The sequence below is a fragment of the Rhodococcus sp. 4CII genome (assembly GCF_014256275.1).
Taxonomy (GTDB): Bacteria; Actinomycetota; Actinomycetes; order Mycobacteriales; family Mycobacteriaceae; genus Rhodococcus_F; species Rhodococcus_F wratislaviensis_A.
In genome coordinates this window covers 3,758,780-3,778,500 of sequence record NZ_JACCFE010000002.1, presented here as the reverse complement: position 1 = coordinate 3,778,500, position 19,721 = coordinate 3,758,780, and the positions used below count along the sequence as shown (strand labels likewise).

Below are 19,721 nucleotides of genomic sequence, written 5' to 3'. Positions count from 1 at the left end.
CAACGTGGTTGAAGAGTGGTGGGTGATGCGGACGCCGACGCGTTCACCGCGCATCTCGTGTCGATCGGCGAACTGCCCGCATCGAAGGGGAGGCGCCCTGTTCAGCCGGCGACGAAGTCGAGCAGCAACTCGTTGACCTCTTCGGACCGCTCCAGTTGGACGAAGTGCCCGGCCCCCTCGAGGAGGTGGACGCCGCGCAGGTCGGGAACGGTGTCACGCATCCGGTCGAGAGGCTGCCTACCGCTCATCGCGAGGACCGGATCGTTCTCTCCCGCCACGAACAACGTCGGGACCTCGAGTGGAACGGCGACGGCCCGGCCGCGTTCCCAGTTGGCGTCGTATGCCCGGTACCAGTTGAGACCGCCGGTGAACCCCGTGCGGGTGAAGACCTCGACGTAATGGTCCAACTCGTCTTCCGTCAGCCACGACCACGGCAGGGGCGGGGCCTCAGGCAGCACGTCCAGGTAGCCGTTGCCCTCCGAAGGATGCTGCCAGATGTCGAGGTAGCGGTAGTCGCCCGACAATGCGTAGAACACACGGTGCAGGAATCCGCGCGGGTCGGCGTCGAGTTCCCGGTCGGCGACGCCGGGTTCCTGGAAGTAGTGGATGTGCAGAAAGTGCTTGCGCGCCATCGATGCATAGAGTTCCGACGGTCGCAGCGGAAAGCGGTCGGGCATGTAGGGAACGGCCAGCAGCACCAGCCCCGCCACCCGCTCGCGGTGCCGGAGGGCGACGGTCCAGGCGACGGGCGCGCCGAAGTCGTGGCCGACAAACACCGCCCGCTCGTGGCCCAGCGCGTCGAGCAGGCGGATCAGCGCGTCCGACACCCGCTCGTTCGTGTAGTCGTCGATGTCGCGGGGAATGTCGGTGCCGCCGTACCCGGGCATGTCCGGGGCGATCGCGCGGTACCCGGAGTCCGCGAGCGCCTGCATCTGACGACGAAAGCTGTAGCCGAGGCCGGGGAATCCGTGGCACAAAACGACCGGCGGCCCGTCGCCCAGTTCGTTTATCTGCCAACGGAATCCGTTGACCGTGACCACCCGCTCCGTCGACGACGTCATGCTCCCCACCCCTCCGCCTGCCAGAACGCGTTCTCGCACTGTAGCGTAGCGGCGACACCATTAGAATGCACCTGACTCGCAGTGGCGACCGACCGGGGAAGTGGGGTGACGCGCAATGGTGGAGGCCCGATCCCGCCACGAGTTCGTCGCGCTCCAGCTCCGGCAGCGCATCATGCAACGGCGGTACGCGGTCGGGGAGTCGCTGCCCAGCGAGAGCATGCTCTGCGCGGAGTTCGAGGTGTCACGCGGTCCCGTGCGCCAGGCTCTCGCGACGTTGAAGAACGAGGGGCTCATTCAGCTGTCCCAGGGCAAACCGGCCGTGGTGCGCAGCCACGACATCACGCAGACCCTGGACACGTTCACCCCGTTCTCCCAGTGGGCCCGCCGCACCGGACGCACCGCAGGAAGCCGCACGCTCGAGATCTCTCGCCGCCGGGTGTCCGAACCTGCCGCCGTCGCATTGGGAGTGGGCGCGGACGACTTCGTCGTCGAGGTGCTCCGCGTCCGGTTGCTGGACGGCGAACCGACGATGCTCGAGCGGAGCACGTTCACCGACCGCGTCGGTTCCCTGCTGTTCGAGTTCGACATCGACTCCGGGTCGATCACCGACTACCTCACCTCCCGCGGCGTCAGGTTCGAATCGATGGAGCACGTGCTCGACGCCGTCGCCGCCGGCGAGGCCGACTCCGAACACCTCGGCATCGACCCCGGCAGCCCCCTGCTGCGGGAACGCCGGACGTCCCGCGATCAGCACGGCGACATCTTCGAGTACGCCGACGACCGGTACCGGCCCGACCTCGTCGCCTTCAGCATCGTGAACGCCCGCACCATCGACCCCCGGCTTCCGGCGGACGACGCCACCGGAGGCTAGCCAGGCGGAACCGGGCGGATCAGGCGCCGCGCAGTTCGGCCAGCAGACCGGGCAGCTCCGCGACACTGTCGAGGATGTGCGTGGCGCCGGCCTGCGACAACTGGACGGCGTCGTGGGCGCCGGTGAGCACGCCGACAGACGCGAGCGCTCCGGCGCGCAGGCCGGCGGTGACGTCCGACGCGGTGTCGCCGAGCACCACCATCGACTGCACGGACGGGGCGCCGGTGCGCATCAGCGCGGTCAGCGCCATGTCCGGATAGGGCCGGCCGCGGACACCGTCGCCCGGGCAGAGCACGACGTCAGCGACGTTCTCCCAGCCGAGGGCGCGGATGATCGACTGCTGCGTCTCGTGGGCGAATCCGGTGGTGAGCCCGATCTTGATGCCCTGCTCCCGCAGCGAGTCGAACAGCTCCTCGGTGCCCGGGACGGCGCTGCACCGGCCGTCGGCGACGAGTTGCGAGTAGCAGCGTTCGAATTCCTTGTTCGCGGCCTGCGCCTGCTCCTCGTTTCCCCCACTGAGATGGCGGAAGACGACGATCTTGGACTGCCCCATGGTGTCGGACACGTAGTCGAGCATCCGCCGGCGGTCGTCGTCCGTCTTCGACAGTCCTGCGTGCGCGTCCGCGGCGAGGAAGGACTGCTGCACCAGTCCGCTGTCCTCCACGGTGGTGCCTGCCATGTCGAAGACGACCAGACTGATGTCGCGGTCATGTGTTCCCATTGTCGTGTTCCTCTCGATGTTCGGTGAATGTTCTTGTGGGAGAGCGCTGTTACGCCAGCCCGAAAACGTGGTCGATCCGGTCCTTCGCCAGACCCAGGCCCGTCGTCATGCCGATCCCGGTGGTGACGGTGACGATGTGCACGCCGTCGATCGGCTCCTCGATCAGGAACTCCGATCCGGGGGCCGAGCTGTACACGCCCTGCCACCGCTCCGTGACCGTGACGTCCGGGACGCCGAACATCGCGGCCGCTTCACGGATCAGCACGTCGAATCCCTCCTCCGACTGGAACGGTTCCGCCGTGATCTCGTGTATGTGGGTGTCGCCCAGCAGAATCGACCCGTCGGGCTGCGGTGTGTACATCTGATGCAGATCGAGGTCGACGTAGTCGGGATACTCGTCGCGGAGCCTCGCCGCGAGCGTCGCCGTCGCGGAAAGATTCTCGAAACCGCTGTAGCGCACCAGCGACCATCCCGTGAACAACGGCGCGGGCAGCCGCCCGGACAGCGGCATCCGGGCTCGCATCATGTGCAGCCGGCACCGCTGAAGTCCGCCGCGCTCGGGCGGTTCCGGGAACAGCCGGTCGATGTCGCAGTTGACCGTGACGAACACCGTCCCGGCACGCAGGTCGCCCCGTGAGGTATGGACCACTCCGATGTCGAATCCGGATGCCGCGGTGCGCCAGAAGAATTCGATTCCCGATGCTTCCAGCCACCGCGCGACGGCGGGGGCCGCCTGCCGCGGGTCGACCTGCAGGTCGTCGGTCATGTACATGCCCCCGACGACGCGGTCGCCGGCAATCGGCAGCGCCGCGAGGATCCGATCACGCGACAGCAGTTCCACCTCGGACGGACCGCGCTCCTCCGCGAATTCGGTCAGGACCGCCAGTTCGTCGTCGTGCCTGGCCACGCAGTACGTCCCGGACTCGGACGACCAGAATCCGGCCTTACGCGACAGGTCCAGCCAGTGCTCCCGGCCCGTTCGCGCATACTCGCGGGCGATCCCCGACTGAGCCGTGAGGCAGACGTGGCCGAAGTTCTGAATCGAAGCGCCCGCAACCCGGTCGGCGTGATCGACCACCGCCACCGACAGACCCCGATTCAGTGCGTGATACGCGTGCCCGAGGCCGACGATTCCGGCACCGACAACCACCACGTCGTATCGACGTTGATTTGTCATGACACCCACTGTGAACTTCCGGACGCAACATGTCAATACAAGTTGATGGTTTCAACCGACATGTATATATACGTTATCCGCGCCGTTCATCGTCCGTTGCGCCGACTTCCCCTCCTGCAACGGGATCCCCACCGCGCTGTCGGTGGGGCAGTGGCCTCTGGCATGGGCCCCGGTCGCGGTCGGCTCGGTGTGTTCGGCGCCGTTCATCTGCAGATGAACGCCGCGCTCGTCGCCCTGTCGACGAGCTCGCTCAGTTGGGAATGGGGATGACGATGGGCGGCAGACCAGGTATCTGCACCTGAATCTGCTGCGGCGGCACGGGCACCGGCGCCGGGGCGGGGGCGGGCGCGGGCGGGTAGTTCACCTGCGGCTCGGGTGCGGGTGGCGGGGGAGGTGGGGGCGGCGGCGCGGGCGCCACGGGTTCCGGGGACGGAACGGGTGCGGGCCGGGGGGCGGCCTGCTGCACCACCACCGGCGGCGGCGGCGAATCCACCACCGGTGCCTGGGCTTCCACGGGAACCACCGGATTCGGCCGCTCCGCCGGTTGCTGCGGACCGGATCCGATCGGCACCGGCACCAGGCCACCGGTCATCAGATCCACCACGGTCACTTCGGTCATCGCCACGTTGGACGGCTGCACGACGTACAACCGATCCTGCTGGAAACCCGGCCACGGATCTCCCTGTATCTCCGCTTCCTGATTCACCACGGGGGACAGTAACGGGCTCCCTCGCACGCAGCGGACGCGGGGAACACCGTGATCGTCGATCAGCACGATGGTCCCGGCCTCGAGCACCGACTGGAACGCGGCCGCGTGACCGTCGTCGAAACCGTGATTGGTGACCCGGGTGTCCGCACGCAGCAGCACCGGAGTGAGGGTGCGGACGTAATTGCGCACGTCGTCGACGTGGAACACACTCGACCAGGCCTGCATCCTCGCCGGGTCCCCCTCGAGGTCGTCGACGAGACGCTGCCGGTCGCACAGCACCCGGTCGGGGCTTCCGCCGTAGAGACCGGCTCGATCGCCGATCACCCGGATCCCGGCGGCCCGCGGTTCGGCCGGCAGGTCGGTGCCGGGCGGACCGAACGGCACCGTCGTCGGCGTCTGCGGGGGAAGCAGGACTTCCGTCCAGGGAAGCTGGCCGCTGTCGGTGGCCGCGTCGAGGTCGACCGGATCGGGGTGGCCGCCCGGACCCGACGAACACGCGACGACCAGCGTGGCCGTCAGGGCGCCGACTACCGCCAGCCAGCTACGCGGTGCGCGCCCGGGGCGCGTACCGGCTCGCACGACTCGTCTGCGTCGGGCACGCCGTGCAGCCCGCCCGGCGACGTCGGTGGCCACCTCGCCATCGTAAGCACAGTCGCGGATCGGCCGGGCCGTATTGCGGTGTGGTTACCGGGCCCGGCAACCGGTCAGCTGGTGATCATGTCCTCCTGCGACCAGAACGCCCGCATCGACGTGATCTTGCCGTCGTCATCGAAGGTCATGACGTCGATCGGCGCGATTCCGAGTTTCTGCTCACCCAGGTCGGTAACGAGGGAGAAGTGGAACGCCGCCGAGTTGCCGGCGATCTTCAGCGTGAGGAGTTCACCGGTCTGCTTCAGCGGTTCGATCACTGCGTAGAACTCGCGCAGCGATTCCACCGAGGTCCGCGGTTCGGTACCCACCGGGTCTTCCACGGTGGCGCCCTCGGCGTACAGCGCGACGACGTCGTCGGCGGTCCCGGTGGCCACCGCCTCGATGTACCTCTCGACGGTCTTGCGGATGTCTTCTGCGGACGGTGCCATGATGCGAACTCCTCAGTCGAATAGAACGTGTTCTAGCGGTGAGACTAACGCAGCACCGGCCCGGTGGGGAGCCCCTTCTCCCAGGCAGCGGGACGTGGCACACAGGGCTCCGCCCCTGCCGGCGCGGCGGCAGGGGCGGACGGGACACGGTTCCTCAGGTTCGCGGTTTCTCAGGTTCGCGGCGCGGACGCCTTCTCCAACGTCTCCAGCCGGGGAGCACTCGTCCCGGCCGTCGGCGCAGCGGATACGGACGAGACCTCTTCGAGCGACTTCCCCTTCGTCTCCGGAGACATGAAGAAGCAGATCACGAAGGCGACCGCCGTCAGGACCGCACCGAAGAGCATCGTGGCGCCGGTGCCCAGCGAGGAGATACTCAGCGGCAGCAGGTACGTGCCGGTCGCGGCGCCGAACCGGCTGACGGCGGTGGCGATGCCCACCGCGGTGGCCCGGAACTCGGTGGGGAAGAGTTCGTTGGGGTAGATCCACACCAGGATGCTCGGGCCGCCCGAGATGAACGCGTATGCGCAGAATGCGGCGACGATGAACCAGAGAGGGCCGTCCGCCCACAGCCACAGTCCGGCCAGCGGAAGGACCATCAGCGCGAGCGGCACGACGGCGATCGGGCGCCTGCCCCACTTCTCCACGAGGAACAGTGCGGGAATGGACCCGGCGACGATGAGCCCGATGATGACCGTCTCGACGATGAGACCCGCCGAACCGTCGCCGGAGATCGAGAAGCCCGACAGGATGGTGGGCAGGAAGGTCAGCAGCGCGTAGAGCGGCGTCACGACCGCCAGGTACAGGGCACTGCACATGATCAGCCGGGCGAGGTACTGGCCCCGGAAGTAGATCTTGATGTCGGCTTTCGGCTGGTCGGCCGTGTCCTCGACGGTGACCTTGCTCAGGTCGAGTTTCTCCCCGTAAATCTTCTCGACGCCGGCTTCGGCGTCCGCCACCCGGCCGTTCTTCAGGAGCCACCGCGGCGACTCCGGAATTCCGCGGCGCACCAGGATCACGATCAAACCCAGTACTGCGCTTGACGCGAGCAGCAGGCGCCAGTGGTCGTTGCCGCCGGAGATGCCGACCACGAGGGCACCGACCACGTAGGCGGAGACCGCGCCCGCCGACCACGCGACGGCCGACATCCCGACCATCGCGCCGCGCTTCCTGGTGGGGGTGAACTCGGTGAGCAGGGAGGTTGCGATGGGGTAGTCGGCGCCGATGGCCGCGCCGATGACGAAGCGCAGGACGATGAGCTGCCACGGCAACTGGACGAACACCGACAGCACGCACGCGACGACCAGCACCACCAGGTCGAGGGCGTACATCTTTTCCCGGCCGATCCGGTCGGTGAGGAATCCGAACACGGTGGCGCCGAAGAAGATACCGATCAGCGAGGCCGCGCCGATCAATCCCGCCTCGGCCGTCGTGGGGTGCAGTTGCTCGGACACTCCGAGCAGGGCCACGCCGATGATGCTCATGACGTACCCGTCCAGGAATGGTCCGCCACAGCACGCGATCAGGAGCTTGGTGTGGAACCCGCGTTTGGCGGGTCTGTCCATCACGTCGAAGGAACTCATGTCGTCTCCACTACGTAGATTGGTGCCGTCACCCTGGGGGTGGCGGTCGAGTCGGCCACGCTCGGCCGGTACCGCTAAGGGGTTGTCTTGTTCAGCGCCGAGTAGGCGAGTTGCTCGAGCAGCAGCGAGGCGTGGTGCGGGGCATCGGCTCCGACGTCCAGCACCTGCTTGGTGATGCTCAGCGCGAGCGGCGAATACTCCGCGAGTTCGTGCGCGATGCTCAGTGCCTGCTTCACATGCTCTGCGGGAGGGGAGATCTCACTGACGATACCCCAGCGTTCGGCGTCGGTGTGATCGAAGCGCCGTCCGCGCAGGACGAGGTCCCGGGCACGACCCGCCCCGACGATGCGGATGGTGCGGGTGACTCCACCGGAGCTCGGGAGGATGCCGATTCCGATCTCCGGGAACCCGAAGACGGCGGCCGGATCCGCGACCCGGATGTCGGTGGCGAGCGCCAGCTCGAGCCCGCCGCCGAGGCAGTAGCCGGTGATCGCCGACACCGTGGGCTGCGGGAGGGCGGCGAGCACCTCGTACACCGACCCGGACGTCCGGTAGTACTCGGCGATCGCCTCCGGGGTCATCTCCCGCAGTTCGGTGATGTCCGCACCGGCCGAGAACACCGAGTCGCCCCCGGTGACAACCACTGCACGACTGGACTTCACGTCCGGTGATCTCAGTGCGTCGAGCAGCGCGGCCTCCATGTGCGTGGACAGGGCATTGCGCTTCTGTTCCCGCCGCAGGGTGACGACGGCAACGCTGCCGTCGCGCCGCACCTCGACGGTCCCGGTGTTCTCGGTCGGCATCGTGCTACTTCTCCCCGGCCGCGTAGCGGAACGACAGCAGATTCTCGAGACCCCGCTTGTTGGCCTCGTTCGCGATGACCAGGCGCTGGATCTCCGACGTGCCCTCCCAGATGCGGTCGACGCGCAGCTCGCGCCACAGCCGCTCGACGGGGTAGTCACGGATGTAGCCGCGGCCACCGAAGATCTGGACGGCCCGGTCCACCACCCGGTTGGACGCCTCGGATGCGGCGAGCTTCACCGTCGCAGCCTTGGCGTGCAGCGTCTTTCGCAGGTCGGCATCATTCGGGTCGGCCTGGTCGAACTCCCACGCCACCTGATGGGTGAGCGCCCGGTTGGTGGTGATGTCGACGACGGAATCCGCGATCATGCCCTGGATCAGCTGACGGTTGATCAGCGGCTCGCCGCCCTGCACCCGCTCCCGGGCCCAGTCGACGGCCAGGGTCAGGGCCCGCTCGGCCGCACCGATCGTGCGGGCGCCGATCATCAGCCGCTCCTCCGTGAACCAGTCGCGGGTGAGGTCGTGGCCCTGCCCGATACCGCCGAGCACGGCGTCCGCGCCGACACGCACGTTCTCGAATGTGAACTCGGGGTGCTCGTACACGAAAGTGTGGGTGTAGCGCGGGATGTGCTTGATCTTCACACCCGGGGTGTCGACGTCGATCAGGAAGATCGTGGCGGCGTGATCGGGTTCGACGTTGGCGAGCACGATGAGGTAGTCGGCGACGTCACCGACCGTGACGAACCACTTCTCGCCGTTGATGATGTAGCCACCGTTGCCGTCGGGGGTTGCGGTGGTGCTCGCCGCGGAGAAGTCCGAACCGGCGTTGGCCTCGGAGATCGCGACGGCGTCGCGGCGATCACCGCGGGCACCGGGGATCAGGTAACGCTCCCGCTGCTCGGGCGTCGCGTGGGTCAGCGGGTTTGCCGGCCGCCACACCGTGTCCCACAGTGCGTTGGTGAGTTTGCCGAGTTCGTCCTGCACGACGGCCTGTTCGAGCACCGTCAATCCGGCTCCGCCGTATTCGACGGGGGTGTTGATCGCCTGCAGTCCCGCGGCGAGGACGGCCGCCTTGATGGTGGCGTGGGATTCGTCGGAAATTCCGTTGTTTCTTTCGCACTCGTCCTCGAACTGCATGATCGTGTCGGTCAGGGCGCGTGCGCGCTCCTTGAGGTCGGCGAGGCGGGGGCTGTATGCGAATTCCATGATGTGAGAACTTCCTTGTGTCAGTTGTTGTTCGATGAGCTGAGGACGATGCGCGCGTCGAGCCCGAGGGCTTGCTTCGGGGTGACGAGCAGCGGGTTGATCTCGAGTTCCGCGATTTCCGGGTGCGCGACGGCGACGGTCGTGATGGCGGCGACAGCGTCCGCCGCGGCGTCGAGGTCGATCGGTGGCCGGCCGCGAACCCCTCGGAGCAGGGCGGACGCCCGCAAGCTGTCGAGGAGACCGCGGGCGGTGTCCGCGTCGACGGGTGCCAGCGCGAACGCGACGTCGGCGAGGACCTCGGTGAAGATGCCACCGAGACCCACCATCGCGACGGGACCGAACCGCGGGTCGGTCTGGACACCCACGATGAGCTCGACCCCCTCGGTCAGGTCGGCCATCGCCTCGACACAGTAGGCGGGCGCTCCGAGTGAGGCGTCCATGCGGGTGAACGCGTCGGCGAGTTGGTCCGCCGACCCCAAACCCAGGGCCACTCCGCCGGAGTCGGACTTGTGCAGCAGACCCATCGCCTTCAACACCACCGGGAATCCCACGGTTTCGGCCGCCGTCACCGCTTCGGCACAATTCTGCACCAGTCGTGCGGCGGGAAATTCGACGCCGGCGTCGCGGAAGAGTTCCCGGGAATCCCAGTACGCGTCGCTGGTGACCCGCTCGGAGGGCACGCTGTCCGTACTCTCCTGACGTTGCGGCGCAGCGGTTTCGGCGATGACGCCCAGCGCGCCCGCGGCGTCCTCCACCGCACGGAAGACGGGGACACCGCTGTCGGCCAGGACACGTGCGGCGGCGCTGTCGGGATGCATGGTGTGCACCACCACCGGTTTGCCGTGGGCGCGGGCCGTCTTCGCCAGTGCGCGGGCGGTGTCGATCTCCGCTCGCGCGAGGTTCTCGCCGTAACTGCCGTAGCCGCCGAAGTATCCGGTGAGCAGGACGGAGTCGATGGCCGGGCTCCGCAGGATGGTGTCGAGAACCGACTCGAACGAGGTGATGTCCTGTTCTCCGGCGCCTGCGAGATCGACCGGGTTGGCGACCCCGGCGGACGGGGGCAGCAGGGCGCGCAGTGCGTCGCTGATGTCGGCGGTGAACTCCGGCACCGCGAGTCCCGCCGCCTCGACGACGTCGGATGCGACACCGGCGTGCCCGCCACCGTCCGCGACGACGCCGACCCGGCGCACGTCCGCGGGGCCGTAGCTGAGGAGGGTAGCCGCGACGTCGGCGAGTTGCCGCGGGCTCGATACCCGGTACACCCCGGCGGCCCGGCAGGCGGCGTCGATGACCGCGCTGTCGGAGGTCAGCGACCCCGTGTGCGACTGCGCCCCGCGGATGGAGGCCTCGCTGCCGCCCACCGTCAACAGCAGAACCGGTTTCCCGGCCCGGGTCGCCTGGGCGGCGGCATCGACGAACGCCCGCCCGTCGCCGAAGTCCTCGCAGTACACGGCGATGAGATCGGTGTCGTCGTGCTCGACGCAGGAGCGGATGAGGTCGGCGGCGCCGAGATCCGCCTGGTTGCCGAGCGAGGCGAACCGGGAGAATCCGTGTCCGCGGGCCTCGAGGAACTGGCTGAGTTCGAGCGCCATGTTGCCGCTCTGCGAGAGCAGCGCAACGCGTCCGGCGGGAAGCGGGTTCGAGGCGAGCGTCAACGCGGTGCCAGAGTCGAGCACGCCGAGGCAGTTCGGTCCGAGCAGCACGGCCCCGGCCGCCCGCACCCGCGCCACGACCCGCTCCTGCACGGCCCGTCCGGCGGCGCCCAGTTCGGCGAATCCGGCGGTGACGCCGACGATGGCGGTGGCGCCCGCGGCGAGCGCGTCGTCCACGGCCTCCTCGAATCCCTGTGCCGGGACGGTGATCACGACGAGGTCCACCCGTTCGTCGAGTTCGGCCAGACTCCGCAGGGAGGGGTGTCCCAGGATGCGGTCGCCGCGCCGGTTGACGAGATGGACCGCCCTCGTGCCCGTCATACGCAGGGCCTGGACGCTGAGCCAGTTGCCGTACTTGGTCTCGTCGTTGCTCGCCCCGAGGATGGCGACCGACCGGGGGTCGAACAGCGCGGTGAGGTCGCGGTCGGCGATCGTGCTCATTCCGTCACCTCGACCTTCGGCGCGGGATGTCCCGTGCCCCAGGCGTCGGCGCCGCCGTCGATCACCAGAGTGGTTCCGGTGACGTAACTTCCGGCCGGTGAGGCGAGGAACGTGACGACGCCCGACACGTCCTCGGCGGTGCCCAGCCGTCCCAACGGGACCGCGGACGTCCACTGGGCGCGGGCCTCCTCGGTGTAGTTCTCCTCCATGCCTTCCGTCGCGATGGTGCCGGGAGCGATGCAGATCGACCGGATTCCGTACCGGCTCCACTCCAGGGACAGTCCCGAGGCGAGGTTCTCGAGGGCCGCGCGCGCCGAGGTCGCATGGACCATCGAGGCGATTCCGCGACGCGGGGAGAACGCCATGAAGAAGATACATCCCGACCGCTGCGGAATCATCGCGCGGACGGCGACCTCCCGGGTGACCGCCCAGGTGGCGTCGACGGCCAGGCGGTGGACGGCGCGCCACCCCTTGCTCGTGATGTCCTCGGCCGGTGCCGCGAACTGTCCGCCGGCGTTGTTGACGAGAATGTCGATGCGGCCGAACGTCTCGAGGGCACGGTCGACCAGGGACGTCACCTGCTGTTCTTCGCGGATGTCCGCGGGCACGGCGAGCGCCCGGGCGCCCAGCGCCTCGATCTCGGCGGCGGTCTTGTCCAAGGGTTCGGACCGGCGACCGCTGATGACGACGTCGGCTCCGCACCGAGCCATGTCGAGTGCGATCGCGCGCCCTATCCCCGTGCCTCCACCGGTGACCAGCACTACCCGCCCGCGATGGACGTCGGGGCGCAGCACCTGCCCGGCGCCTCCACCTGGGTTCTCACATTCCATCGAGCGTTCGCCTCTCGTCGCTACCGTTCGACCACTCGGGTCTGACTGATGCATCAGTTATACCGTGACCGGGGCCACAGATGTCAAGGGTCGAGCGGAAAGCGATTCCGCATACACATTCCTCATTGCCGTTCGAAAGCGCTTTTAGCTGCTTTTATACCTCTACTTCCCGACCGTCGATTATTTCCGGGCAGATCGTTCTAGGTCTGACTGATGCGTCAGTTTGCGGCGTATGATTTGATGGGTCAGTCAGGACGACTACCGAAGGAGGGGCCGTGACCGCTCAACTCACCGAAGACGCGCGACGAACGGCGATACTCGACGCCGCGGCACAGCTGATTGCCGAGCGCGGATACCACTCGGTCCGCATCTCCGACATCGCCCAGGTCGTCGGCACCAGCACCGGGGCGGTGCACTACTACTTCCCCGGCAAGAGCGACGTCCTGACCGCCGCCCTCCGCCACGCCATCGACAACGCCTTCGACCGCCAGAGCCGCGAACTCAAGGCGATCGACAACGCCCACGAACGGCTTCTCCGCCTCATCGACATGCAGTTGCCCCGAGTCGGGCCGCTGCGCGACGAGTGGTCCATCTGGTTGCAGTTCTGGGCCGAGGCAACACTCCGACCGGAACTCCGCCCCTTCCACAACACGTACTACGCGCGCTGGCACGAAACCGTCGTCAAGATCGTCCGGCGTGGGCAACGGCAGGAGATCTTCCGCACCGACGTCGACCCGGAGACGATCGCCCAGCGGCTGACCGCGCTCACCGACGGAACCGCCATCCAGGTGCTCACCGGTGCACCGAACATGACCGTCGCCGCGATGAAAGAGGTTCTCGTGCAGTTCGTCCACGACGAGCTCATCGCGCCGCGCACATGGTGATCCTGCCTTCGCGGGTCGCCCGGCGCGGTCGGGTCCATGACGGTTAGCACCACCACACGGCACACGCGCGGCGGCAGCGCGGTCGCCTGGGGATGCGGTGCGGCCTCGGCGGTCGCCTACGGACTCACCCCCACGTTCGCCGCGATCGGCTACGCCGGCGGCGTGTCGCCGGCGGTCCTCGTCTGCCTTCGCAGCCTCGTCGGTGCCGCACTGCTGTTCCTTCTGGCCTCGTCCACCGGACGGCTGAGGGGCGTGACGTGGAATTCCGCCATCGGACTCTGCCTCGTCTGCGGCCCGCTCTTCGGCATCCAGTTGCTGTGCTTCTTCGCGGCAGTGCGTGTCACCGGCGCCCAGATCGCGGTCGTGATCGTCCACATCTACCCGCTGTTCGTGATGGCACTGGTATGGGTGGTCACCCGGAACAGGATCAACCGCGGTCAGCTCATGCTGGCCCTGGCGATGTCCGGCGGCATCGCACTCGTCGCGGGCGCCGGCACATCCGCGGTCGCCCTGAACGGGGCGATCCTCGCCCTCCTCAGCGCCGCCGGGTACGCCTTGTACCTGGTGGTCGGGGAACGGTGGGTGCACCAGGTCAGCCCAGCCGCCGCGGGCGCACTCGCATCACTCGGCGCCGGAATCGCCACCGGCGCGATCGCATTCGTCGACGGGCAGTCCTGGACGTTCGCACCCAGCGGCTGGGGCTCCATCCTGTTCCAGGGGCTACTCCTGATGCCCATCGGCATCGGCTGCTCCTTCATCGCCGTGCGCGCACTCGGATCGGCCTCCGTCGCCCTCCTCGGACTGCTCGAACCGGTCGTCGGAGTGCTCGCGGCACAGATCCTGCTGGGCGAGCAACTGTCGCCGGTGCAGTGGGCGGGCATGGCCGTCGTCCTCATCGCGTCCGCAGCCCTACCCTTCGTGCGCTCCGCGCCCGGGAGTACTTATTGACCGCCCGACCTCGATAAGGACTCACCCGGGGACTTGTATGCAAGCTTCCATGCAAGGCGTAGGGTGCCTGTCATGACGATGCAAACCGGGTCCGCCGCAGCCGAGCGGGCGTATGCCCACACGAAGAGCCAGATCCTCAGCGGCGATCTCGTCGGCGGCCAGTTGGTGAGCGAGGGCAACATCGGCGCTGAGCTGGGGATCAGTCGAACCCCGGTGCACGAGGCGTTTCTGCGGCTCGGCGCCGAGCAACTCCTCGACCTCGTCTCGCGCAAGGGTGCGATCGTCCGTCCGATGACGCCGACGGAGGCGGCGGACGTCCTCGCCATGCGGAAGGCCATCGAAGCGGCGTCGGCCGGGCAGGTGTTCGCCGCGGGCGGTCCCAACCAGCGCATCGCCGACCGGATCGCCGAGAACCTGAACAGTCAGGAGGCGCTCGTCGCCGCCGGCGACGTGGCCGGGTTCGTCGACGCCGACGACGACTTCCACGCGCTACTCATCGAGGCCTCCGGTAACCCGCTGGCACGACAGTTCTACGAGCAGCTTCGCGGACGGCAGCAGCGACTGCGGAACTTGCTGCTGCGCATCGATCCCGCCAACCTGGTGTCGTCGTTCACCGACCACCAGGAACTCGCAGCCTGCTTCACGAGTGGCGACGAGGACGGGTTCACCGCCGCACTGGTCGCCCATCTCAACCGGTATCAGGGCGCACTGTGAGCACACAGGAGATCACCGCGACCGTCGACAGCCCGACCCGGGCGCGTCCCTGGGTGCTCGTGTTCGGGACACTGTTCGTCTGCGCGTGGTCGGGCAACCAGTTCAGCCCGATGCTGTTGCTGTACCGCGACATCCAGCACTATTCGACGAGCACAGTGACCCTCTTCCTCGGCATCTACGTGGCCGGACTGGCGCCGGCGCTCGTGGTCGCCGGAGCGATTTCCGACCACAGCGGCCGACGGACGCCCATGTTCTACGCGGTCTGCTTCGGCCTCGCGGCGAGTGCGCTGCTCGCACTGGGAGAGTTCGGTTCCGCGCCGATCTACCTCGGCCGATTGTTCGCGGGCATGTCGGTCGGAACCGCGATGTCCGTCGGAACCAGTTGGCTCAAGGAAGTCTCGCAGATGCCCTACGACGTGGGGTCGGATGCCGGTGCCGGTGCCCGCCGCGCGTCGCTGGCCTTCACTCTCGGATCGGCGTCGGGCGCGTTGGTCGCCGGGACCATCGCGCAGTGGGGACCCGCGCCCACCGTGTTGCCCTATGCGATCCATGTCGCCGTTACGCTCCCGTTCCTCTGGCTCACCCGGCGACCGCCGGAAACGGTGCTCCCCTCGGCGCACCGACCGAGCCTGCGCACCCGCCTCCACGTTCCCTCGGTGTCACACCGGCGATTCCTGCGGATCGTGGTGGTCTGCGGGCCATGGCTTTTCGCCGCGTGCGCACTGTCCTACGGATACCTTCCGGTGTTACTGGCCGACGCCGCCGGTTCCCTCAGCCTGGCCTACGCCACAGGCCTCAGTGTCATCGCACTCGTGTCCAGCGCACTGATCCAGCCCGTCGCCAAAAGGATCGACTCCGTCTCCAGCGCACGTGGCACCGTCGTATCGCTCGTGACGCTCACCGCCGGACTGGTGGTGATGATGTTTGCGGTGGCAGCCGACCAACTGCTGGTCGGCGCACTCGCCGGCGTGGTCTTCGGTGCGGGTTTCGGGATCGGCCTCGTCTCCGGCCTGCTCGAAGTTCAGCGCATCGCCCCCGCAGCCGAGCTGGCCCGGCTCACCGGCGTCTTCTACGCCATCGCCTACCTCGGCTTCATCGTCCCGACGATCCTGGCAGCACTCACGCCGCCCTTCACCACGCTGGCACTGCTGGGTGTTCTCGTCATCCTGCTCGGCCTCTCCACGATCGCGGTGGTCGCCGGCTACCGCAAGCACCTCCCCATCGCGAAGCACTGAAGCCGGTTATCACTTCTCGGCGAGCAATCGCGACCGCCGGGCGAGGGTGACACCGATTCCCTCGGCGGCGGTGCGCACCGAACTGGTGTGGGCCTCGGGGCGGAAACGGTGGGACGGCCCGGTGACACTGATGGCGGCGACGACGTTCTCGCCGTCGCGGACCGGGGCGGCCACGCACACGATGCCGGTGGCGGATTCCTCGTATTCGTAGGCCACGCCCTCGGTCGCGATGCGGTCGAGTTGAGTGCGCAGCGGTCCGGGCAGGACGATGGTGCGCGGGGTGTAGCGGGGTAGCGGGGCGGCGAGCACCTGCTCCTGCAGCGCGTTGTCGGCATGCGCGACCAGCACCTTGCCGATCGCGGTGCAGTGCACCGGCATTCGACCTCCGATCCTCGACGGTGCGCTCGCCTGCCGGTGACCGCCGATCTTCGACAGGTACACGACCTCCGTCCCGTCGAGTACCCCCAGGTGCACCGTCTCGTGGGTGCGCACGTACAGATCTTCCATGAACGGGATGGCCACCTCGAGCAGGCTGCGCTCGACCGACGCCCGCATGCCCAGCTCGAACAGGGACCCTCCCAGCCGGTAGCCGGCGTCGGTCCGGTCCAGCATCCGCACGGCCACCATGTCGGCGAGGACGCGGTGCAGCGTGCCTTTGGGGATGGACGTCCGCCGGCACAGTTCGGCGAGTGACACGGCGGAGTCGTCGACGGTGAACGCGTGCAGCACCGACATCACCTTGCCCAGGACGGTTGTCCGGTCGAACTCCTGATCAGACACTGTGCATGCCACCTCCGTTGCCGCTGTTCCCGGCGATGCCGTCCACGATACGGGGCAACGTTCGACTCAGTGGAACGCGATGCTTGGCCCGCGATCGTCCGGCAGCGACAGTGGAACCACAGTCCGTTCCCCACGATCACATCGGGAAGTCAGATGAGCACACCTCAGGGCACCAGCGTGCCCCTCACGGCGCAGGCAGCCGCCGACGCGATCGCCGCCGCCGCCGAGCGGTTGAATGCCGCCGCCGGAACCCGCACACCGTGCGCGCCGATCCGCGACCTGATCGGGCCCGACGACGTCGCGGCCGCGTACGCCGTGCAGGAGCGGAACATCGCCGCCCGGATCGCGTCCGGTGCGAGCGTCGTCGGACGCAAGATCGGCCTCACCTCCCCGGCGGTCCAGCAGCAACTCGGCGTCGACCAACCGGACTTCGGTGTGCTGCTCGACGACATGCGCTGCGACGAGTCCACCCCGATCCCGCTGTCTCGGCTGCTGCAGCCGAAGGCCGAGGCCGAGATCGCGTTCGTCCTCGCCGACGACCTGGTGGACGGACCACTCGACGACGCCCAGATCCGCGCCGCCGTCGACTACGCGGTGGCCGCCCTCGAGATCGTCGACAGCCGAATCGCCGGATGGGACATCACGTTCGCCGACACGGTCGCCGACAACGGGTCGAGCGGACTGTTCGTTCTCGGCGCCGAACGTCGCACCCTCGACTCCTTCGACCCGGTCGCCACGCAGATGCAGATGTCGATCGACGGCACCGAGGTGTCCACCGGAACCGGGGCCGCCTGCCTCGGCGACCCCCTCCACGCGCTGGCCTGGCTCGCGCGCACCGCACGCGAGTTCGGCCAGCCCCTGCGCGCCGGCCAGGTGATCTTGTCCGGGGCGCTCGGACCGATGGCCGCGATCGCCACCGCAGGCACCGTCCGGGCCGACATCACCGGTCTCGGATCGGTCACCGCAACCTTCACCCAGGAGTGACAACCATGAGCGAGAGCCCCCGCAAGGTCACCGTCGCGGTGATCGGATCCGGCAACATCGGAACCGACCTGATGATCAAGGTGATCCGCCACTCCGACGTTCTGCAGATGGGCGCGATGGTGGGCATCGACCCCGACTCCGACGGGCTCGCCCGCGCCCGCCGGTTCGGCGTCCCCACCACCGCGGACGGCGTCCAGGGTCTGCTGGAGTTGCCGAACTTCGACGACATCGACGTGGTCTTCGACGCCACCTCCGCGAAGGCGCACACCGCCAACGCGGCCCTGCTCGAACCGCTCGGCAAACGGCTGATCGACCTCACCCCCGCCGCGATCGGCCCGTTCGTCGTCCCGGCGGTCAACCTCGACGAACACCGCACGGCCCCCAACGTCAACATGGTCACCTGCGGCGGTCAGGCCACCATCCCGATCGTCGCCGCCGTCTCCCGGGTGACACCGGTCGCGTACGCCGAGATCGTCGCGTCCATCGCATCGAAGTCGGCGGGTCCGGGCACCCGGGCGAACATCGACGAATTCACCGAAACCACATCGCATGCCATCGAATCCGTCGGCGGCGCCCACCGTGGCAAGGCCATCATCATCCTCAACCCCGCCGACCCGCCGCTGATCATGCGCGATACGGTCCTGTGCCTGATCTCGGACCCCGACCCGAGCACCCACGACGCGATCCGCGACTCGATCGGGGTGATGGTCGCGCACGTCGCGTCCTACGTGCCCGGCTACCGGCTCAAGCAGAACGTCCAGATCACGCCCGTCCCGGACGGCCAGCCCGTCCACACCCTGCTCGCCTCCGGTGACCCCGCCGCGCCCACCCACCAGGTGTCGGTGTTCCTCGAGGTCGAGGGAGCGGCGCACTATCTGCCGGCCTACGCCGGGAACCTCGACATCATGACGTCGGCCGCCGTGCGCTACGCCGAAAGCATCGCCGACACGATCGCCGCCCCGACGGCAGCACAGGGAGCAACCCGATGACCACCCAACTGTTCATCCAAGACGTCACCCTCCGCGACGGCATGCACGCGGTCCGCCACCGCATCACCCCCGACGATGTCGGAAAGATCGTCGCCGCCCTCGACGCCGCCGGTGTCGACGGCATCGAGGTCGCGCACGGCGACGGACTCGCCGGCGGTTCCCTCAACTACGGTCCCGGCAGCAACACCGACTGGGAATGGATCGAGGCCGCCGCCGCCAACCTCACCCACGCCCGGCTGACCACGCTGCTGCTGCCCGGCATCGGCACCATCGCGGAACTCGAGCAGGCCTACCGTCTGGGTGTGCGGTCCGTCCGCGTGGCCACCCACTGCACCGAGGCCGACGTCTCCGCCCAGCACATCGGGAAGGCCCGCGAGCTCGGCATGGACGTGTCCGGCTTCCTGATGATGAGCCACATGACCGGCCCGGCCGAACTCGCTGCGCAGGCCAAGCTGATGGAATCCTATGGCGCGCACTGCGTATATGTGACCGACTCCGGCGGCCGGTTGACCATGGACGGTGTCCGCGAACGGGTCCGCGCCTACCGCGGCGTGCTCGACGAGGCCACCGAGATCGGCATTCACGCCCACGAGAACCTGTCGCTGTCCGTCGCCAATTCCGTTGTCGCGGTGGAAGAAGGCGTCACCCGGGTCGACGCGTCCCTGGCCGGACACGGCGCCGGTGCGGGCAACTGCCCGATCGAACCGTTCATCGCCGTCGCCGATTTGCAGGGCTGGAAGCACAACAGCGACCTGTTCGCGCTGCAGGACGCCGCCGACGACCTCGTCCGGCCCCTGCAGGACCGGCCGGTCCGCGTCGACCGCGAAACCCTCACCCTCGGTTACGCCGGTGTCTACTCGTCCTTCCTCCGGCACGCCGAAACCGCATCCCAGCGATACGGCATCGACGTCCGCACCCTGCTCCTCGAAGTCGGCCGCCGCGGCCTCGTCGGCGGACAGGAAGACCTCATCGTCGACATCGCCCTCGACCTGATCGCCGCGAACCCAGGCGCCGCGGTGAGCTGAACGTCCGGATGCGGCTGGGCCGACGGCACTCTCG

Annotated in this window: 19 protein-coding genes; 8 read left to right on the top strand and 11 right to left on the bottom strand. The window is 68.3% G+C overall.

Going from position 1 to position 19,721, the window contains the following annotated elements:
- Positions 1-101: 101 nt before the first annotated feature.
- Entirely contained in the window at positions 102-1,061 is a 960-nt protein-coding gene (locus H0B43_RS18280; RefSeq protein WP_185726637.1) for an alpha/beta fold hydrolase, read from the bottom strand.
- Between the two features lie 115 nt (positions 1,062-1,176).
- Between H0B43_RS18280 and H0B43_RS18275 the strand changes: the two genes are divergently transcribed.
- Complete coding sequence (locus tag H0B43_RS18275; RefSeq protein WP_185726638.1) at positions 1,177-1,932, top strand: GntR family transcriptional regulator; 756 nt, start codon at positions 1,177-1,179, stop codon at positions 1,930-1,932.
- 19 nt (positions 1,933-1,951) lie between these two features.
- Here H0B43_RS18275 and H0B43_RS18270 read toward each other — a convergent pair whose 3' ends face one another.
- The 9 genes from H0B43_RS18270 to H0B43_RS18230 all read right to left on the bottom strand — a co-directional run bounded on the left by H0B43_RS18270 (position 1,952) and on the right by H0B43_RS18230 (position 12,128).
- Positions 1,952-2,653, bottom strand: coding sequence for a phosphonatase-like hydrolase (locus H0B43_RS18270; protein WP_185726639.1), 702 nt, complete (start codon positions 2,651-2,653; stop codon positions 1,952-1,954).
- Positions 2,654-2,702: 49 nt separating this feature from the next.
- Positions 2,703-3,830 (bottom strand): TIGR03364 family FAD-dependent oxidoreductase, encoded by a 1,128-nt coding sequence (locus tag H0B43_RS18265; protein ID WP_185726640.1) that lies wholly within the window; start codon positions 3,828-3,830, stop codon positions 2,703-2,705.
- A gap of 250 nt (positions 3,831-4,080) precedes the next feature.
- Positions 4,081-5,172: a DUF6777 domain-containing protein gene (locus tag H0B43_RS18260; protein WP_185726641.1), complete on the bottom strand. Its 1,092-nt coding sequence runs from the start codon at positions 5,170-5,172 to the stop codon at positions 4,081-4,083.
- 71 nt (positions 5,173-5,243) lie between these two features.
- Positions 5,244-5,618: a nuclear transport factor 2 family protein gene (locus H0B43_RS18255; protein WP_185726642.1), complete on the bottom strand. Its 375-nt coding sequence runs from the start codon at positions 5,616-5,618 to the stop codon at positions 5,244-5,246.
- A 170-nt stretch (positions 5,619-5,788) separates the two neighbouring features.
- The gene (locus tag H0B43_RS18250) at positions 5,789-7,198 is read right to left on the bottom strand and encodes an MFS transporter (RefSeq protein ID WP_185726643.1); all 1,410 of its coding nucleotides are present in this window, start codon (positions 7,196-7,198) and stop codon (positions 5,789-5,791) included.
- Between the two features lie 74 nt (positions 7,199-7,272).
- Entirely contained in the window at positions 7,273-8,001 is a 729-nt protein-coding gene (locus H0B43_RS18245; RefSeq protein WP_185726644.1) for an enoyl-CoA hydratase/isomerase family protein, read from the bottom strand.
- Between the two features lie 4 nt (positions 8,002-8,005).
- Positions 8,006-9,205: an acyl-CoA dehydrogenase family protein gene (locus tag H0B43_RS18240; protein WP_185726645.1), complete on the bottom strand. Its 1,200-nt coding sequence runs from the start codon at positions 9,203-9,205 to the stop codon at positions 8,006-8,008.
- A gap of 20 nt (positions 9,206-9,225) precedes the next feature.
- Positions 9,226-11,298, bottom strand: a complete 2,073-nt coding sequence (locus H0B43_RS18235; RefSeq protein WP_185726646.1) for an acetate--CoA ligase family protein — start codon at positions 11,296-11,298, stop codon at positions 9,226-9,228.
- Positions 11,295-12,128 (bottom strand): SDR family oxidoreductase, encoded by an 834-nt coding sequence (locus H0B43_RS18230; protein WP_185726647.1) that lies wholly within the window; start codon positions 12,126-12,128, stop codon positions 11,295-11,297. Before H0B43_RS18230 ends, H0B43_RS18235 begins: the two co-directional genes overlap by 4 nt.
- 275 nt (positions 12,129-12,403) lie before the next feature.
- On the opposite strand from H0B43_RS18230, the gene H0B43_RS18225 reads away from it, so the two are divergent.
- From H0B43_RS18225 to H0B43_RS18210, 4 genes are all read left to right on the top strand, one after another.
- Positions 12,404-13,012 (top strand): TetR/AcrR family transcriptional regulator, encoded by a 609-nt coding sequence (locus H0B43_RS18225; RefSeq protein WP_185726648.1) that lies wholly within the window; start codon positions 12,404-12,406, stop codon positions 13,010-13,012.
- A gap of 36 nt (positions 13,013-13,048) precedes the next feature.
- Positions 13,049-13,960 carry a DMT family transporter gene (locus H0B43_RS18220; protein ID WP_185726649.1) on the top strand — a complete coding sequence of 304 codons (912 nt, stop codon included), beginning with the start codon at positions 13,049-13,051 and terminating at the stop codon, positions 13,958-13,960.
- A gap of 72 nt (positions 13,961-14,032) precedes the next feature.
- Positions 14,033-14,674 (top strand): GntR family transcriptional regulator, encoded by a 642-nt coding sequence (locus tag H0B43_RS18215; RefSeq protein WP_185726650.1) that lies wholly within the window; start codon positions 14,033-14,035, stop codon positions 14,672-14,674.
- Positions 14,671-15,909 (top strand): MFS transporter, encoded by a 1,239-nt coding sequence (locus H0B43_RS18210; protein WP_185726651.1) that lies wholly within the window; start codon positions 14,671-14,673, stop codon positions 15,907-15,909. The genes H0B43_RS18215 and H0B43_RS18210 overlap by 4 nt, the downstream gene beginning before the upstream one ends.
- Positions 15,910-15,918: 9 nt before the next feature.
- Here H0B43_RS18210 and H0B43_RS18205 read toward each other — a convergent pair whose 3' ends face one another.
- On the bottom strand, positions 15,919-16,689 hold the full coding sequence (locus H0B43_RS18205; RefSeq protein ID WP_185726652.1) for an IclR family transcriptional regulator: 771 nt from the start codon (positions 16,687-16,689) through the stop codon (positions 15,919-15,921).
- A 153-nt stretch (positions 16,690-16,842) separates the two neighbouring features.
- Here H0B43_RS18205 and H0B43_RS18200 point away from each other — a divergent pair, with 153 nt between their 5' ends.
- Genes H0B43_RS18200 through dmpG form a run of 3 tightly spaced genes read left to right on the top strand, consistent with a single transcriptional unit; the run spans position 16,843 to position 19,687 of the window.
- Positions 16,843-17,673 carry a 2-keto-4-pentenoate hydratase gene (locus tag H0B43_RS18200; RefSeq protein ID WP_185726653.1) on the top strand — a complete coding sequence of 277 codons (831 nt, stop codon included), beginning with the start codon at positions 16,843-16,845 and terminating at the stop codon, positions 17,671-17,673.
- A gap of 5 nt (positions 17,674-17,678) precedes the next feature.
- Positions 17,679-18,662 (top strand): acetaldehyde dehydrogenase (acetylating), encoded by a 984-nt coding sequence (locus H0B43_RS18195; protein ID WP_185726654.1) that lies wholly within the window; start codon positions 17,679-17,681, stop codon positions 18,660-18,662.
- Positions 18,659-19,687, top strand: a complete 1,029-nt coding sequence (dmpG, locus tag H0B43_RS18190; protein ID WP_185726655.1) for a 4-hydroxy-2-oxovalerate aldolase — start codon at positions 18,659-18,661, stop codon at positions 19,685-19,687. Before H0B43_RS18195 ends, dmpG begins: the two co-directional genes overlap by 4 nt.
- Positions 19,688-19,721: the final 34 nt, after the last annotated feature.

What these genes read in the sequence shown, in the direction of transcription:
- H0B43_RS18280 (WP_185726637.1), bottom strand. Translation starts at nt 1,061, where the DNA reads ATGACGTCGTCGACGGAGCGGGTGGTCACGGTCAACGGATTCCGTTGG.
- H0B43_RS18275 (WP_185726638.1), top strand. Translation starts at nt 1,177, where the DNA reads ATGGTGGAGGCCCGATCCCGCCACGAGTTCGTCGCGCTCCAGCTCCGG.
- H0B43_RS18270 (WP_185726639.1), bottom strand. Translation starts at nt 2,653, where the DNA reads ATGGGAACACATGACCGCGACATCAGTCTGGTCGTCTTCGACATGGCA.
- H0B43_RS18265 (WP_185726640.1), bottom strand. Translation starts at nt 3,830, where the DNA reads ATGACAAATCAACGTCGATACGACGTGGTGGTTGTCGGTGCCGGAATC.
- H0B43_RS18255 (WP_185726642.1), bottom strand. Translation starts at nt 5,618, where the DNA reads ATGGCACCGTCCGCAGAAGACATCCGCAAGACCGTCGAGAGGTACATC.
- H0B43_RS18250 (WP_185726643.1), bottom strand. Translation starts at nt 7,198, where the DNA reads ATGAGTTCCTTCGACGTGATGGACAGACCCGCCAAACGCGGGTTCCAC.
- H0B43_RS18245 (WP_185726644.1), bottom strand. Translation starts at nt 8,001, where the DNA reads ATGCCGACCGAGAACACCGGGACCGTCGAGGTGCGGCGCGACGGCAGC.
- H0B43_RS18240 (WP_185726645.1), bottom strand. Translation starts at nt 9,205, where the DNA reads ATGGAATTCGCATACAGCCCCCGCCTCGCCGACCTCAAGGAGCGCGCA.
- H0B43_RS18235 (WP_185726646.1), bottom strand. Translation starts at nt 11,298, where the DNA reads ATGAGCACGATCGCCGACCGCGACCTCACCGCGCTGTTCGACCCCCGG.
- H0B43_RS18230 (WP_185726647.1), bottom strand. Translation starts at nt 12,128, where the DNA reads ATGGAATGTGAGAACCCAGGTGGAGGCGCCGGGCAGGTGCTGCGCCCC.
- H0B43_RS18220 (WP_185726649.1), top strand. Translation starts at nt 13,049, where the DNA reads ATGACGGTTAGCACCACCACACGGCACACGCGCGGCGGCAGCGCGGTC.
- H0B43_RS18215 (WP_185726650.1), top strand. Translation starts at nt 14,033, where the DNA reads ATGACGATGCAAACCGGGTCCGCCGCAGCCGAGCGGGCGTATGCCCAC.
- H0B43_RS18200 (WP_185726653.1), top strand. Translation starts at nt 16,843, where the DNA reads ATGAGCACACCTCAGGGCACCAGCGTGCCCCTCACGGCGCAGGCAGCC.
- H0B43_RS18195 (WP_185726654.1), top strand. Translation starts at nt 17,679, where the DNA reads ATGAGCGAGAGCCCCCGCAAGGTCACCGTCGCGGTGATCGGATCCGGC.
- dmpG (WP_185726655.1), top strand. Translation starts at nt 18,659, where the DNA reads ATGACCACCCAACTGTTCATCCAAGACGTCACCCTCCGCGACGGCATG.